Consider the following 15,617-nt stretch of genomic DNA (forward strand, 5'->3'; position numbering starts at 1 on the left):
GAGATAATTAGGCCAACTAAATAGCAAGGTAGTAATTGACTTTTGAAATTGAAGTTAGTATAGTTAGCTACACAAGTAATTAACCAACGCACAAACTAAGAGGAGAATTTACTATGACAAATACACCCATCATTAACGTAACTGATTTGCATAAAACGTACGGTAAAAAAGGCGAGAAACAATACGAAGCCTTAAAAGGAATCAACTTTAAAATGGAATCTGGCGAATTTGTTGGTATCATGGGAGCTTCTGGATCAGGGAAAACAACCCTGCTAAACATGCTGGCTACTTTGGATAAACCTACTAGTGGTACCGTAGAAATTAATGGTCAAGATGTTACTAAGTTAAACGGTAATAAGATTTCTGATTTTCGTGCTCATCAAATTGGTTTCATCTTTCAAGATTTTAATTTACTAGAAACGCTAACCGCTTATGAAAATATTGCGTTACCTTTGTCACTTCAAGGGGTTAACCGCAAGGAAATTGGTACAGCAGTGGCTCAAATCGCCCAAACCTTATCGATTGAAGATTTACTAGATAAGTATCCTGCTGAACTATCTGGAGGACAGAAACAACGGGTGGCTGCTGCGCGAGGAATTATTGCTAAACCAGCGTTGTTATTTGGGGATGAACCTACCGGAGCATTGGATTCTAACAGTGCCCGAGAATTACTAGAATTATTAAAACGAATTAATTATGAACAATTAATTTCAATTTTATTGGTAACGCATGACCCATTTTCTGCTAGTTACTGCGACCGCATTTTGTTCATTAAAGATGGGGTAATCGGTCAAGAAATCAAGCGCGATGGTCGAAGTCGGACCGAATTTTACCAAGAGATCTTAGAACAATTAGGCACATTTGAACAATAGGAGGAAATGACATGTTAATGAAACTTACGATGGCTAATATTAAAAGCCATTTAAGAGATTACATTGTCTTATTGACGGGGTTAGTGATGTCTTCAGCCATTTTTTATATGTTTGCTAACCTAGCTACTAATGAGGCATTGATTAAATCTGATTTAAACTTTAAGTTTGCTTCAGTAGTTTTCATTTTTGGTTTAATTTTGTTAGCCATTATTACGTTGGTATACGTTATGTATGCTAATCAATTTTTACTAAATATGCGTCAACACGATTATGGTTTGTTTATGATGCTGGGAGCCAAGAAAAGTCGTGTTAGTCAACTTTTGGTTCTAGAAACGATGGTAATTGGATTAGGTGCCACCGTTATTGGCATCATTATTGGTATTTTGGCTACCGGTGGGTTATCAGGATGGTTGTTAGGTAATTTGGGCTTAACTATTCACCATTTCAATCCGGTATATCCTAAGGCTATTTTAGTTACTTTGGCATTATTTTTAGCTTTGTTTTTTATTGCCGCAATGCTTAACTTACAACGGATGATTAAAACTCCTGTTTTGAAGCTATTAAAACAAGCAGATACAGTTGATCGGGTAAACTTTAAACCTGTGCGTTTAGTTGTCCAAGCCATCTTGGGAATTGGATTATTGGCGGTTGGTTACTGGGCGATGGATTCTATCACTACCTTGCAATTATTATCGGTACCAATTGCTATTGTTACCATTACCATCGGTAGTTACCTGATTTTTCGGGCAGTCATTTTATTAATTCTGAACCTTATTAAGAAGACCAATTGGGCAACCAAAGGACTAAATGACTTCACGATTTCGCAAATTATGTTTCGGGTACGAGATTACACCAAAATATTAACGATTACTTCCTTATTGTTTGCGATGGCTTTAGGTGCCATTACCGTGGGGGCGGGCTTTCGGCGTGATATTCCACTAATTGCTAATAATACATCAGCCTATACGTTAGCGATTAATGACCCTGATGCCACTCAAACTAAACAATTGAAGCAATTAACGGATGCTAATCAAATTACTTATCAACAAAAATTTGCTGATAATAAGGTTTACTACCTGCAATCAGAATTGCAAAAAAATCCGTTTAAGGAAGCTATTCCTAGCAATAAACCCCAAGCAAAGGCGCATTACCGCAATGTAAGTGTTGATAAGTTAACCCAAAATCAACAATATGAATTTGCGATGCTAAGTGGTAAAAAACAAACTCTTAAAGCTCAATTTTTAAGTACGGGCGAATTTAGTCCAATTAAGGCACCAGTACAACGAGTAATCTTGGTTAAAGTGAAAAGTATTCCGGCCAATTATCAAGTCTTGAATAAATTAAATAAAAGTCAAAACAGTAAACACCCAAGTGCCATGCCAGAAATTACCTTTGGTTCCTTTAATACTTATCTATTAAGTATTAGTATTTTCGGTGGTTTGGAATTTGTGGGTTACTTCTTGGGAATCGCCTTTTTGGCAATGTTGGCTAGTTGCTTAATGTTCAAGATTTTAGCCGGCGCTACGCAAGACCAAATTCGTTACCGGATGTTAGCTAAAATTGGAACTCGACGTTCATTATTAAAACGCAGTATCGATAGTGAGATTCTGGTATTATTTGCCTTACCAGGAGCACTGGGAATTGTGGATGTTTTATTTGGACTGAAATTATTTAAGCCGTTAATGGCTGACCCATATAATCATATTGGTTGGATTATTGCTGGCTTTGGTGTGATTTACTTAGGGTATTATTTATTAACTATTTGGTTGTATCAAATGCTGGTGTTACCAGCTAAAAACAAGCATTAATATAAAAAGACCTGACTTTATTAGATTAAAAAGCAGGTCTTTTTTATTTGTGATGAATAATTCTATAAAAAAACCATAATTATTAGATTTATTTTCTAATAATTATGGAATAATTAGTACTGGTTTATCTAGGCCAAGCTAACCAAGCAGAATAGATAATTGCCACGATTAAAAAGGCTATGTGCCATTTTTTATACTTTAAGAAAATAGCAACGTATTCACGAATTAGAGCATCGGGAACGAAGAACCAAGAAGTCTTAGCACCAATGCCATCAGCATTTAACCCAACCTCTCGAGCCATTCTAGCAGCTCGGTAGGTGTGATAATTATTGGTTACAAAGATCACGTTATGTGAACCAGGTCGCTGTTCAATAATTTCCTTAGAATTACGCATATTTTGATAGGTGTTTAAGGATTTGACTTCAGCAATACCGTATTGGCTGGGCATGCCGTGTGCCACAGCGTAGTCTAACATGGCTTGACCCTCAGGAACGGTTTCGTCACGACCCTGGCCACCGGAAAAGATAATAGTGGCCGCCTTACCGGTTTGTTGAATTTGTTGAAAATGAAAAGTCATGGCGCGTTGAATTCGAGCAGCGAGCAGGGGTGTCACTTGATCACCATGCATCAAACCAGCACCTAAAACAATAATATAGTCTTGATCAAAGGTGGGCTTATTGAATTGATAAAGTAGGGCAACGGTTAAGAAATTATAGCCCCAACCTAAAACATAGAGTAAGCATAATCGCCATAGATAAATTCCAAAAAGATAAAGAGCATGCGGTAAAATTGGCTGTAAAATATTATTGATAAATGGTATTAAAATAATGGCAATTCCAATAATTAAAGTCAGTGTATTAGCTAATGTATGACTTTCTCGTCGCCACATTAAAATACCATTCCAAATCCAAAAGAAGGCTTGCAGCCCAAAGAAAATCAGGATAACTCCGAGGATTAGAAAGAAAATGCCGATACTACCGTAAATTAAGACGGAATTATGAGTGCCGATGATAGTAATGGCCAGACAAAATAGTAAAGAATAAAAAAACAAATTAAACCAAATGCCATCGACTAATTTGACCTTATTATGGCGATAGCGCAGATAAAATATCAAAAATGAACAAATGGGAATTACCCAGAATAGGTATAAGTAGGGAGAAAAATAATACATCTGATTATCCATCTTCATCCTCCATCCATATTAAAAAAATTATGAACATATTAAGTAAATTGTAGCATATCTCAATAAAAGTACCTAAAAAGCGACTTCAGTTAGTCGTTGTGGTTATTATTTGGTAAAATTAATATGGTAGAGAGGAGTTTTAGTTCATGCAGAGAAGTGTAAAAACGCATCGATTTTCATTGGTGCAGGGGCTGACCTTGGGTTTTACTGGCGTTATTTTGTTAGGAACAGCCTTATTATTATTGCCTATTGCTGCTCATGGGCACACCAGTTTAATTCACGCGCTATTTACCGCAACTTCGGCAACCTGCGTGACTGGACTGACTGTAGTCAACACCGCTGCTCATTGGACCCTGTTTGGCAAGATTGTTATTTTAGGGTTGATTGAAGTCGGTGGCTTGGGCTTTATGACCTTTGTAGTATTGTTGTTTGCTTCTACTAAACGTCATATTGATTTAACAACCCAATTAATGGCGCAACAGTCATTAAACTTAGAAAGTCTTTCACAAATTACGTTAATTCGGTGGATTGTGGCGGTATCATTTGGGGTTCAATTAACCGGTGCGGCCTTTTTATCATTTGATTTTATTCCGCGCTATGGTTTGATTAGAGGCCTTTGGTACAGCTTTTTTCATGCGATTTCGGCTTTTTGTAACGCCGGCTTTGATTTATTTGGTAATAGTTTAGAAGGCTTTCAAACTGATCCATACGTGTTGATTATCATGATGCTGTTAATTATTAGTGGCTCTTTTGGTTTTTTGGTGCTCTCAGATCTGTTAGCTTACCATCGGCGTCACCGTTTAACGTTACATACTAAATTAGCATTAACCACATCGGGATTTTTGTTGTTATTAAGTACCGTTGTGTATTTTTTAACTGAGCAAAATGTGGCACAACTTTCCCATTTAACCCCTTATCAACGTTTTATTAACACTTTATTTTTAGCAGTTACACCTAGAACGGCGGGCTTTGATACAATTTCTTATGCCCATATTTCTATGGCGGGGATTGTATTTACCATGGTATTAATGTTTATCGGGGGTACACCGGGGTCAACAGCTGGTGGAATTAAAACCACCACGATGGGCGTGTTATTGATTAAGGGGATGGCCACACTTCGTGGTAAGGCTGATGCGACCTTTGCTCATCGGCGTTTTACCAATCAAAATATTGCCCATGCAATGACTTTATTTTTCATTTCCTTAGTGATGGTAATGGTAGCCGTTATGATTATGGCGGCTACGGAAGTAGTTCCGAAAAACGAGGGATTAGAATATATAATGTTTGAAGTGTTAACTGCATTTGGGACTACCGGGGCAACGTTAGGACTGACTCCGCATCTGACCGTTGTGGGTCAATTAATTATTATTTTTATGATGTTTGTCGGCCGGGTCGGAATTTTTACGGTGATGTATTCAATTTTAAATTCCAATCATCCAGACGATGGTTATCGTTATCCAGAGGAGAGTGTCTTAATTGGCTAAAAAAGAAACCAAAAATTATGCTGTCATTGGCTTGGGTCTGTTTGGCGGAAGTATTTGTAAAGCGCTAGCGGAAAAAGGGCAAGAAGTATTAGCAATTGATATCAATGAGAACCAGGTTAATAAATTCGCCCCCATCGTTACTCAAGCCGTGATTGCAGATGCGACTGACGAGGATGCTATGCGCAATTTGGCATTGGGCAAGTTTGACCATGTTTTTATTTGTATTGGACAAAATATGCAAGCCAGTACGATGGCTACCTTAATAATGAAAGAATTAGGGGCAAAAGATGTGATTTGTCGAGCAGAGTCGCCATTACATGCTAAAGTGCTGAAAAAAGTAGGTAGTGATCAAGTTATTCAACCAGAAGTTGATATGGGTTATCGGGTAGTTGAGAGAGTTTTAGAACCAAATATTTTGCATTATTTGATGCTTAATAAGAATGTTTCCCTGTCTGATGTCCGAGTAGAAAACCAAACGATGGTGGGAAAATCATTACGAGAATTAAGCTTAGCAGAACGATATCGAATTACCGTTATCGCAGTTACACATCAGAATGAAGTGATGGTTTCTCCTAGTCCCGATTTTGTTTTGGCCTATGATGATCGGTTGACCGTTATTGGTCAAGCGACAGCAGTGGATGAATTTAATCAAGAAGCTAGCGCTAATTAATGCCATCACAATCATGTTTAGGCGGTTAATTATTACAATTGTATAAAAATAAGACCGTTTGCAGTCAATAACTGCAATTACTATGGTAGAATCAAAAAATAATTATTATTTGTTAGGGGATTTTTTTAATGAGTCAGTCGTCGGGAGAGAATAAAGCAATGAACCGAACACAGTGGCAATCACAACAATATCAAAAGAAAATTGGCAAAAGACGTTACATTACCGGAATTGATGGGTTAAGAACCCTTGCGGTGATTGGGGTAATTGTATTTCATTTATCTCCATCATTCTTACCAGGGGGATTTTTAGGGGTACCGATTTTCCTAGTTTTGGCTGGTTACTTAGTAACTTATTTCATGTTGTTAGATTGGGAAAAGTCAAAGTCATTACATACTGGTTCGTTTTTAAAACGACGAATTCTACGATTGTATCCAACTTTAATCACGGTGCTAGTGGGGACCACCGCGTATATTACGTTATTTAATCGTTCCTTATTAACCAATATTCGTGCCACGATCGCAACTAACCTGACCTTTGTTTATAACTGGTTTGAAATTGGTCATGGTCAATCTTACTTTGACCGGGCGATGGGGGAATCGCCATTCACTCATTTATGGACACTATCTTTAGAGGGTCAGTTTTATATTTTATGGCCATTTGTGATTTTATTGCTATTAAAATTAACTAAAAAACGTTGGCAATCAGCTATTATTTTATTTATTGGAGCCATTTTATCAGCAGTAGAAATGGCAGTGTTGTATAACCCAGCAACTGTTAACCGAGTTTATTACGGGACTGATACTCGGGCCTTTGCATTGCTATTAGGAGCTTCTTTAGCATTCATTTGGCCAATTCATCGGTTACCCGATAATATTAATCGCAGTAATAAATTTGCCTTAGATTTGGTAGGATTGGCTGCAATGGCCATGATGGTTTACATGTATGTCACTACTTCAGGCTCTGATGCTTGGGCTTATCATGGTGGGATGCTTTTATTCTCAGCCATTGCTACGGTTTTCATTGCCGTCTTAGTTCATCCCGGTAGTCATTGGAACCAATGGATGACCAATCCGGTCTTTACTTATATTGGTAAGCGCAGTTATGGCATTTACGTTTACCAATTTCCAGTTATGGTCTTTTATGAAAATGCAGTTACTAGTATTGGTAATCATCCGGTTATTAATGCCTTGATTGAAGTGGCTATTATTTTAGCGATTAGTGAATTAAGTTATCGCTATATTGAAAAACCATTAAATCATTTGGATTGGCAAAAGGTCAAAGAAGGTTTCAAACAACCACAATTATCACGAATCATTCCAGCAATGGTGATGATGGTGATGATTGGTATTACTGCCTTTGGGATGGTCAAACAACCAGCTCATCCACAAGAATCGGCATTAAAGCATACAATTACTAAGCGTAGTGCGGAAGCCAAAAAGAAGAACCAAGAAGCTATTAAGCTACAAAAGAAGCAAAAAGCACAAAAAGCTGAATTTGAGAAAAACAAAAAGTTGCAAGCAGAAGCTATTAAGAATTTAAGCAAGAAACAAAAAGCTACTATGCAAACCTATGGTGTTAGTGCAGCTAACATGGTAACGTTACAACATACACCATTATCTTCAATCGGAGATTCTGTTATGTTAGATGTTTCTGGTGGATTACAACAATTGTTCCCAGGTGCCGTAGTTGACGGTAAAGTGGGTCGACAAGCGGTTGAAGTTTTACCAGTAATTAATCAAATGAAGAGCAGTGGTCATTTAAGTGACAACGTCTTCTTAAATATCGGAACGAACGGAACGGTTGAAACTGATCAACTGGACGATATCATGAAGGCCATTGGTTCTAAGCGCCAAGTATACTGGACTACGGCTTACGTACCTAATCGGAGTTGGCAAAATCAAGTTAACGATACGTTAGCTGCTGGAGCCAAAAAATACAAGAATTTGCACATTATTGATTGGTACAGCTTAGCCAAGAATCATCCAGGCTGGTTCACTAGTGATGGTATTCATCCTAATAATACTGGGGTGGAACACTTCGCCGGTTTGGTTGCAAATAGTATTGCTAAAGATCAACAAGAATAATTCAGAAGTCCTCGTTAGTAACGGGGACTTTTTTATTAAGATAATATTCACCAATTTAAAAGAGATTAGTCTAATTTAGACTAATCTCTTTTTTGGAAGTTACGGTTTAATATAGCGATAGCCAGAATTTTGTAACTTGGCCAAGTCAATGATGCCATTAGGCACCACAACCACTTGGTCTGGTAGTTGGTTATCGGTGACATCGTGGGACTGCATGGCATTATGACAGGCATGAAAAGTAATTCTACCATGGTATTTAGTAATAAACTGTTTTACGTCATCAGTAAGGTATCCAGTAATTGCCGGTCCGTTTACTACCACAACAATTCTCGTCAAAATGTGATCGACAGTATTTTCAATATTGCTCATCGCAATGGGCCAATTAGCTAAATCATCAATATGAAAAACAATCTCCATAACGTTATCCCCGCTTCTTTAATTTGAATCTATTTTAACATTGTTATTCGTGATTATAAATTTTTTTATGGAACTTATTATTTTGTCAATTAACAAAAATTTTTGAAATGTTGGTAATGGTTACATTTTTTGAAAAATAGAATGATTGCTTGTTAATTGTTATTACATTCGTTAATTGGTATAGTCCTGAAAAATCACTAAAAGGGTAGCTTTTGACCGTTTTTCATGATATAACATTTACATTGGTATTTTCATGAATAGTAATAAATATGAAACTTTTATTTTTCATTCTTAGGAGGAAGAAAAACTGATGAAGACCTATTTACAACGGATGGGACGATCGTTGATGTTGCCTGTGGCAACTTTACCAGCGGCAGCCCTATTGATGGGAATTGGGCATGCACTACCATCTAATTGGGCATTAGCGCTCTTTTTACAAGCGGGAGCCAATGCAATCTTAACTAACTTACCGATTTTATTTGCAGTCGGGCTGGCTTTGGGAATGTCAGTAGATAAATCTGGTGCCGCAGCCTTAGCTGGTTTGGTAGCCGTTATGGTACCAATGTTTGTTTTAGATCCAGCACAAGTAGCTACATATTTTCATATTGCTGCCACTAAGGTGGATCCAGCTTTTGCGGCCATTAAGAGTAATGTTTTGATTGGAATTATTGCTGGTTTAATTGCCGCAGGATTATATAATCGCTTCCATGAAGTTAAGCTACCAATGGCACTGTCCTTTTTCAGTGGTAAACGTTTAGTACCTATCCTATCATCAGTAGTGATGTTAGTCTTATCAGCGATTTTATTATTTATCTGGCCACCAGTATACGAAGCCTTAGTTGGTTTTGGTAAATTCATGGTTGGCTTAGGGCCATGGGGAGCAGGCTTATATGGCTTCTTTGATCGCTTATTAATTCCTACAGGTCTTCATCAAGCATTGAATTCGGTCTTTTGGTTCAATGTTTCGGGGATTAATGATATTGGTAAGTTCTGGTCAGGAACCGGGGTTCGTGGTGTAACCGGAATGTATCAAGCAGGATTCTTCCCAATTATGATGTTTGGTCTTCCTGCGGGAGCTTTTGCTATTTACAAAAATGCACGACCAGAACGTAAAAAAGAAGTGGCTTCGTTAATGATTGGGGCAGCCTTTGCTTCTTTCTTTACTGGAGTAACCGAACCGCTTGAATTTTCATTTATGTTCGTGGCTTGCCCACTATACGTTTTGCATGCAGCTTTAACTGGGGTTTCCATGATTATTGCTGCGGCAATGCATTGGATTGCTGGATTTTCATTTTCCGGTGGGTTGGTTGATTTTATACTAAGTTACAGCCAACCATTATCGGTCCGACCATACATGCTGATTGTACAAGGTTTAGTGATGGCCGTTATTTATTATTTCACGTTTGATTTTGCAATTAAAAAATTTAATTTGTTAACCCCAGGTAGAGAACCGGTGGAAGCAGATGACAATGATGGCATGATGGAACTTGAAAGCGATGAAAACGACGACAAGTATATGACCAAGGCCAAGAAAATTTACATTGCTATTGGTGGTAAAGAAAACTTAACGTATGTCGATAGTTGTGCTACGCGATTACGATTACAAGTAAAAGATACTGCTCAAATTAATGAAAAAGCGTTGAAAAAAGCCGGAGTGGCTGGTGTCAATGCAGTGGATAAAACTAATTTACAGATCATTATCGGAACAGAAGTACAATTTGTTGATGAGGCCTTAGCCAAGTTATATCGTGCTGGGGTACCGTTGTCTGATTTGACGGTCTCAACTGATAATCCCGCTATCGAAGAAGAAAAATTAGTTAGTGAAGCGATTGGCAATAAACCAGCCATTACCGAAAGCCTGTATAGTGTGGCTAATGGTGAGTTTGTAGATATCAGTGATGTTGCTGATGATACTTTTGCTCAGAAATTGATTGGCGATGGTTTTGCGATCGAACCTAGTGATGGTAATATCGTTTCACCAGTGGATGGAGTGGTTACTACCATTTTCCCAACGAAACACGCCCTAGGGCTTAAAACTGCTAGTGGATTAGAAATCTTGATTCATATGGGCTTAGATACGGTTGAATTAAACGGTGAACCATTTGAAGTTAAGGTCCAAGAAAATGATCAAATTAATCACGGTGACCCGATTGCTACGATGGATTTAGCCCAAATTCAAGCAGCCGGTAAGCAAAACACAATTGAAATTGTGATTACTAATATGGCTGAAGTTAGTGATTTGCATTTTGAGTCATTAACCACGGTTAAAAACGATCAAGCTGTAGGAACAGTGACAACTAAATAATTTAAAAAACGCCCATTTCGGGCGTTTTTTTGTGGTTTTATTAATAAAGTCAATAAAACGGTGATGAAGTGGCTCAGAGATGATATATTAAATAAGGCGTATGGCTACATTTTTGAGAAATTTTTTGGAGGATACCATGGGGAAATTAACGATTGTAGTTCCAGCTTTCAATGAGGAAGCGGTATTACCCAGTACGATTGCAACACTGACAAAAATTGAACATGATTTAATTGAACAAAATCAAATTGCTGAAAATTCTGATATTTTGGTTGTTGATGATGGTTCGGCAGATGGCACCTGGGCGGCAATTGAAGAACAACACCGCCAACAACCTTCTGTAAAGGGATTAAAATTTAGTCGTAATTTTGGGCATCAAAATGCATTATTGGCAGGAATGCAAGAAGCAGTCAAGAGTGCGGAAATGATCGTAACAATTGATGCTGATTTGCAAGATGATCCGAATGCAATTATTGAAATGGTAAAAGATTATCATGAAGGCGCCGATATTGTGTATGGTGTTAGAAATAATCGGGAGTCTGATACCTGGTTTAAGCGAACTACTGCCAATGGCTTTTATAAATTCTTGAATTTATTAGGAGTGCGATTAATAGTTAATCATGCTGATTTTCGGTTAATGTCACAAAAAGCGGTCGTTACCTTAATGCAGTATCAAGAACGAAACATGTTTATTCGAGGCGTGATTCCCATGCTGGGCTTTAAGACAGCTAAAGTTTATTACAAGCGTACGCCTAGAATGGCTGGTGATAGTAAGTATCCGCTGAAGAAGATGCTCGCATTTGCTTGGGAGGGCATTACTTCCTTAACGATTGCGCCAGTGCGATTAATCTTGGTATTAGGTATTCTGGCCTTTATTACTGGAATCTGTATGATGTTTTACGCTTTATTTGCTAAATGTTTTGGCGCCACCGTTCATGGCTGGACTTCTTTGATGATTTCTATTTGGATCGTCGGTGGTTTACAAATGATTAGTCTCGGGGTGGTTGGTGAATACATTGGTAAAGTAACAACTGAAGTTAAGCACCGCCCCCGCTTCACGATTGAAAAAGTGTTGGAGTAATTATCTATGAAAATGGCAAATAAAATTCAAAAAATATTTCCGGCGATTTTGATATTACCGTTAATATTGGGCGTTATTAGTAATTTGGTTAATATTACTAGTGGTATGTCAGGCTTAATAAGTGTGGCAATGACCGCTATTTTGATGATTGTGGGCAAGTGGGCTCATCCCAAGGTTAATCAGTTAAGTCAACGACAAGTTAGTTATTTAATTGGAGTGGGCTTAATAATAATTTTTATAGTCCAACTATGGGTATTAAATAATCTCCAAACTACCGTCTATAATGATCCTTTTCGGGTATTATACAAAGCAGAAGAATTAAGTCATGGTCATCACAATTGGGCCGAATATACTTATTTCTGGCGTTATCCTAACAACGTTAACATTGCCTATATTTTATCGCGGTGGTTGGTATTAACGAACATGTTTCATTTGTCCACCAATACAGCGGTTCATATTTTAACTATTTTCTCTTTGGATACTTTCATTTTAATTAGTTTAAAAACGGTCCAAAAGTTGAATCAACGAGCTTTTGCCACCATGGCATTATTACTATTTTACTTAGTAAGTCCGTTTGCCTACACTTACTACTTACAAGTTTTTTATTCTGATTTACCGACTTTATTGGCGTTGATGATAGCCTTTTGGGTATTAATTAATTGGAGTAATTGGTCCAAACTAACTAAGAGCTTGAGTGGTATTGGTCTTTTAGTGGTAGTCTTATTTTCACAACTGTTGAAGCCCACTTTGATTTTGATGGTGATTGCGATGGCCATTGTAGCCGTAATCTGGGGCTTTAGTGATAAGCAGGCGTTGAAAAAAGTGGCATTGCCATTTGCCATTATTACGCTGGGGATTTTATTAGCAGTTCCTACTGGTAAGTTAATTACCAAACAGTCTCAATTTACTCCTAACGAACGTTACCAAATGCCGGTGGCTAATTGGATTTATATGAGCTACAATTCGCACAGTCACGGTATCTATAACTCTAAAGATGTGCAATTTATGAATACGTTGCCTAACATGAAGGCTCGGCAACGTTATTTAAAAACAGCGTTACCAAAGCGTCTGAAGCAATTAGGCCCTCTGGGGATTGTTAAACAGTGGGGAACCAAGGCGGTTATATTATTAAATGGTGGTCAAGTATCGTCTAGGTACAATAGAGGATACGTGAATGCCCCGAAATTGTATCAACGATTTGAGCGAATAATCACCATTTTTGGTAATAGCCTATTGCAAGCGGGCTTTGCACTTATTTACTTGGTGGGTATTATCCGTTGTTGGCAATTAATGAAGAGCTCTCAATCGATTAATATTGTAGTGGGAACAGCCATTGTTTTGGCATTAGGTTATATTAGTTTTCATACTTTAGTTTGGGAATCTGAATGTCGTTATGGACAAGCCATTTTTCCATTATTATTAGTGCTGGAAAGCTGGCCATTGGCCCCAATTGAAACCTTTACTAATAAAACGCGGCAACTTTGGTTGGCCGGAATTACAATTGTGGTGGGCGTTTTGGGTAATATCATTCCTAATTTAAATGGGTTAGCCTTAGCTCAAAAGACCCAAACGGTGGCTATTCAACGTGGGCAACTGTCCGTTCAGTATGGCGTAAAAAGCAAGCTACTCGATGGTAATACTACAGCCACTCAACGTGTCGACTTAAATCATGCTAGTAACCACTTTCAGGTACAAACGATGGAACACACTAAATTGAAATACAAATTAGTAAATATCGACACTCGTCAAGCATATTCATTGCAACAACAAACCACTATTGCCAAGTATACGGGCAAATTAATTGCTGGTCGCTACCAAATTGAGGCTACTAATCCCACCTCAATGCCACAACCGATTAGCTTGACCTTTACTCAAAATTATCAGATGGCACCATATCCAGTTCGTTTAAATGGTCGTTGGTATGCTCATGGTAGTTTTATTTACCGAGGATTAAATCATGCTAGTTATTAAGCTAAAACAAAAGCACGTAGCCATTAGGTTACGTGCTTTTTGATTAGCCGGTATTGACCGAAATCATTACCCTTAATCAATCTCTAGTATAAAATTATTTAACTTCGACAAAGAATTTACCGTTAGCCTTATTAATTTCAAAATGTTTATCAGGTGCCACTGTTTTAGCTAATTCCATAGCTTCAATGGCTTCATCGTGAGTTTCAAAGCGGCGATCGCCAACTTCTTTCGCATTATCAATTTTTTCTGATGTAATTTTTTTAACAGAATTAACAAATTGATTTCTAGCTTCAGCATTCATTTCCATTTTCAATTCCCCCTAGCTGTTAATTAAAGTTTAGCCACAATCGCTTTTCCTTCGGCCGTTAATGGTGTTGGATTTAAAATCTTGGTAATAAATTCGCGGTTACCATCTTTGGTAACTTGTAAATTAGTCAAGCCCAAGTCAAATAATTTTTTCAACACAATCATTGCTTCGTCAGAATCTAATATGTGATCGATTGCGTCTTCGAATTTAGGTAAATCCAAATCATTAAGACTATTTAGTTGATCTAAGTATTTTAAAGCAAATTGATCGGCGTCATTTAATTCCATATTCATTAAGCTCACCACCTTTTAAAAATATTGTCTCGCAAGCCATAAGAGATTTCTATTAAAACGACTTATAAATTCGATGGTAACAAAAAAGTGATTGCCCTAATCGGCAATCACTTAGTAATTTATTTTACAGCTGTTCCGGCTTTGGGACCGATATCGAGCCAGTAAACTTGATCAATTGCAATTACGCCAACATACTTAGGAGCTGGATTACCGCCAGCAGTTTCGGTGGCAACCATTTGGTCAAAGTATGGGCCGTCAGTCACGATTTCGGCCTTTCCAGTAAAACGAAATCCCTTCATAGCTTTAGCATCTACAACGGCAACGGCGGCTTTGCCCGTTTGCTGAATATTTTTCATGGTTTGTCCAGCGGTAAATTCATTATAGTATAAATGCGAATCATCATAGAGTTGCATGGTCATTTTCGGGCCAATGTCGGGATTACCTTCGCCATCCACCGTGGCAATATAAGCTAATTTCTTTTGTAACATGTTCTTCATTTCTTCAGTAACATTCATTATTTGTCGCTCCCTTCGTCGCTAACAAGTACTTCTTTAAGTATAGCAGTTTTTGACATCAGGCCAAGGAAAGCGGCCAGATTGTTAAAAAATATCTAAATGATTAATGGGAGCCGCCTTAATGACCCCCGCTTTAGTTAACAGTTGAATGCTACGGTTAAGGTCAGTCACTAGTTCTTGTTTTTCAGTCGAACTTAATTGATTAAGCCGCGTTTCCATTTGCTTTTGGACATGTCGGAGGTGTTTTTGGGCGACATCAATTCCTTTAGGAGTGCGGATTACGTTATAAATCCGGTGATTATTACTATTTTTTTGGCGCTGGACCAAGCCTTGTTGTTCTAAATTATCCACAATCCTAGTTATTTGGGGCCGGGTGTTGCCGATTAAGTCAGCTAAGTCACTCATGGAGATGCCAGAATGTTGGTAAACATTGGCCAGGGTAACGGCTTGGAGTCTACTCAAGCCAAATTCTTCGAAGAAATGATTTTGAATAATAGTTCTGGTTAAAGTTAAATACATTTGTACGAATAACTGGGAATTGTTCGGTTCATCTACCATAGTTGTGACCTCCAAATTTTCGACTACCTCTTAATTAAGTAATTCCAAAAGTATGCGCTATCATAATTATGA

General features: G+C 37.8%; 14 protein-coding genes. 8 read left to right on the forward strand and 6 right to left on the reverse strand.

Going from position 1 to position 15,617, the window contains the following annotated elements; translation table 11 throughout:
- Positions 1 to 113: 113 nt before the first annotated feature.
- Both HII32_RS04070 and HII32_RS04075 read left to right on the forward strand, forming a co-directional pair.
- Positions 114 to 872: an ABC transporter ATP-binding protein gene (locus HII32_RS04070; RefSeq protein WP_172188549.1), complete on the forward strand. Its 759-nt coding sequence runs from the start codon at positions 114 to 116 to the stop codon at positions 870 to 872.
- A gap of 11 nt (positions 873 to 883) precedes the next feature.
- A complete protein-coding gene (locus HII32_RS04075; protein WP_172188551.1) occupies positions 884 to 2,680 on the forward strand; it encodes an FtsX-like permease family protein in 1,797 nt (598 codons plus the stop codon).
- A gap of 124 nt (positions 2,681 to 2,804) precedes the next feature.
- Here HII32_RS04075 and HII32_RS04080 read toward each other — a convergent pair whose 3' ends face one another.
- Positions 2,805 to 3,863: a YdcF family protein gene (locus tag HII32_RS04080; RefSeq protein WP_172188553.1), complete on the reverse strand. Its 1,059-nt coding sequence runs from the start codon at positions 3,861 to 3,863 to the stop codon at positions 2,805 to 2,807.
- Between the two features lie 146 nt (positions 3,864 to 4,009).
- Between HII32_RS04080 and HII32_RS04085 the strand changes: the two genes are divergently transcribed.
- The 3 genes from HII32_RS04085 (at position 4,010) to HII32_RS04095 (ending at position 8,101) form a co-directional block, all read left to right on the forward strand.
- Positions 4,010 to 5,347 (forward strand): TrkH family potassium uptake protein, encoded by a 1,338-nt coding sequence (locus HII32_RS04085; protein ID WP_172188555.1) that lies wholly within the window; start codon positions 4,010 to 4,012, stop codon positions 5,345 to 5,347.
- Positions 5,340 to 6,017, forward strand: coding sequence for a potassium channel family protein (locus tag HII32_RS04090; RefSeq protein WP_172188557.1), 678 nt, complete (start codon positions 5,340 to 5,342; stop codon positions 6,015 to 6,017). The genes HII32_RS04085 and HII32_RS04090 overlap by 8 nt, the downstream gene beginning before the upstream one ends.
- 128 nt (positions 6,018 to 6,145) lie before the next feature.
- Entirely contained in the window at positions 6,146 to 8,101 is a 1,956-nt protein-coding gene (locus HII32_RS04095) for an acyltransferase family protein (protein WP_246224815.1), read from the forward strand.
- 99 nt (positions 8,102 to 8,200) lie between these two features.
- On the opposite strand, the gene HII32_RS04100 is transcribed toward HII32_RS04095, so the two are convergent.
- Positions 8,201 to 8,518 (reverse strand): DsrE family protein, encoded by a 318-nt coding sequence (locus HII32_RS04100; protein ID WP_172188559.1) that lies wholly within the window; start codon positions 8,516 to 8,518, stop codon positions 8,201 to 8,203.
- A gap of 310 nt (positions 8,519 to 8,828) precedes the next feature.
- Here HII32_RS04100 and nagE point away from each other — a divergent pair, with 310 nt between their 5' ends.
- The 3 genes from nagE to HII32_RS04115 all read left to right on the forward strand — a co-directional run bounded on the left by nagE (position 8,829) and on the right by HII32_RS04115 (position 13,872).
- Positions 8,829 to 10,823 (forward strand): N-acetylglucosamine-specific PTS transporter subunit IIBC, encoded by a 1,995-nt coding sequence (nagE, locus tag HII32_RS04105; protein WP_172188561.1) that lies wholly within the window; start codon positions 8,829 to 8,831, stop codon positions 10,821 to 10,823.
- Between the two features lie 136 nt (positions 10,824 to 10,959).
- Positions 10,960 to 11,901: a glycosyltransferase family 2 protein gene (locus tag HII32_RS04110; RefSeq protein ID WP_172188563.1), complete on the forward strand. Its 942-nt coding sequence runs from the start codon at positions 10,960 to 10,962 to the stop codon at positions 11,899 to 11,901.
- Between the two features lie 6 nt (positions 11,902 to 11,907).
- Complete coding sequence (locus HII32_RS04115; protein ID WP_172188565.1) at positions 11,908 to 13,872, forward strand: hypothetical protein; 1,965 nt, start codon at positions 11,908 to 11,910, stop codon at positions 13,870 to 13,872.
- A 94-nt stretch (positions 13,873 to 13,966) separates the two neighbouring features.
- Here HII32_RS04115 and HII32_RS04120 read toward each other — a convergent pair whose 3' ends face one another.
- From HII32_RS04120 to HII32_RS04135, 4 genes are all read right to left on the reverse strand, one after another.
- Positions 13,967 to 14,179 (reverse strand): hypothetical protein, encoded by a 213-nt coding sequence (locus HII32_RS04120; RefSeq protein ID WP_172188567.1) that lies wholly within the window; start codon positions 14,177 to 14,179, stop codon positions 13,967 to 13,969.
- 23 nt (positions 14,180 to 14,202) lie between these two features.
- Entirely contained in the window at positions 14,203 to 14,472 is a 270-nt protein-coding gene (locus HII32_RS04125) for a hypothetical protein (RefSeq protein ID WP_172188569.1), read from the reverse strand.
- A gap of 119 nt (positions 14,473 to 14,591) precedes the next feature.
- Complete coding sequence (locus tag HII32_RS04130) at positions 14,592 to 14,987, reverse strand: pyridoxamine 5'-phosphate oxidase family protein (protein ID WP_172188571.1); 396 nt, start codon at positions 14,985 to 14,987, stop codon at positions 14,592 to 14,594.
- A gap of 84 nt (positions 14,988 to 15,071) precedes the next feature.
- The gene (locus HII32_RS04135) at positions 15,072 to 15,545 is read right to left on the reverse strand and encodes a MarR family winged helix-turn-helix transcriptional regulator (RefSeq protein ID WP_172188573.1); all 474 of its coding nucleotides are present in this window, start codon (positions 15,543 to 15,545) and stop codon (positions 15,072 to 15,074) included.
- Positions 15,546 to 15,617 lie beyond the last annotated feature (72 nt).

Origin of the sequence: Lentilactobacillus kribbianus, assembly GCF_013184075.1 — a bacterium.
GTDB lineage: Bacteria > Bacillota > Bacilli > Lactobacillales > Lactobacillaceae > Lentilactobacillus > Lentilactobacillus kribbianus.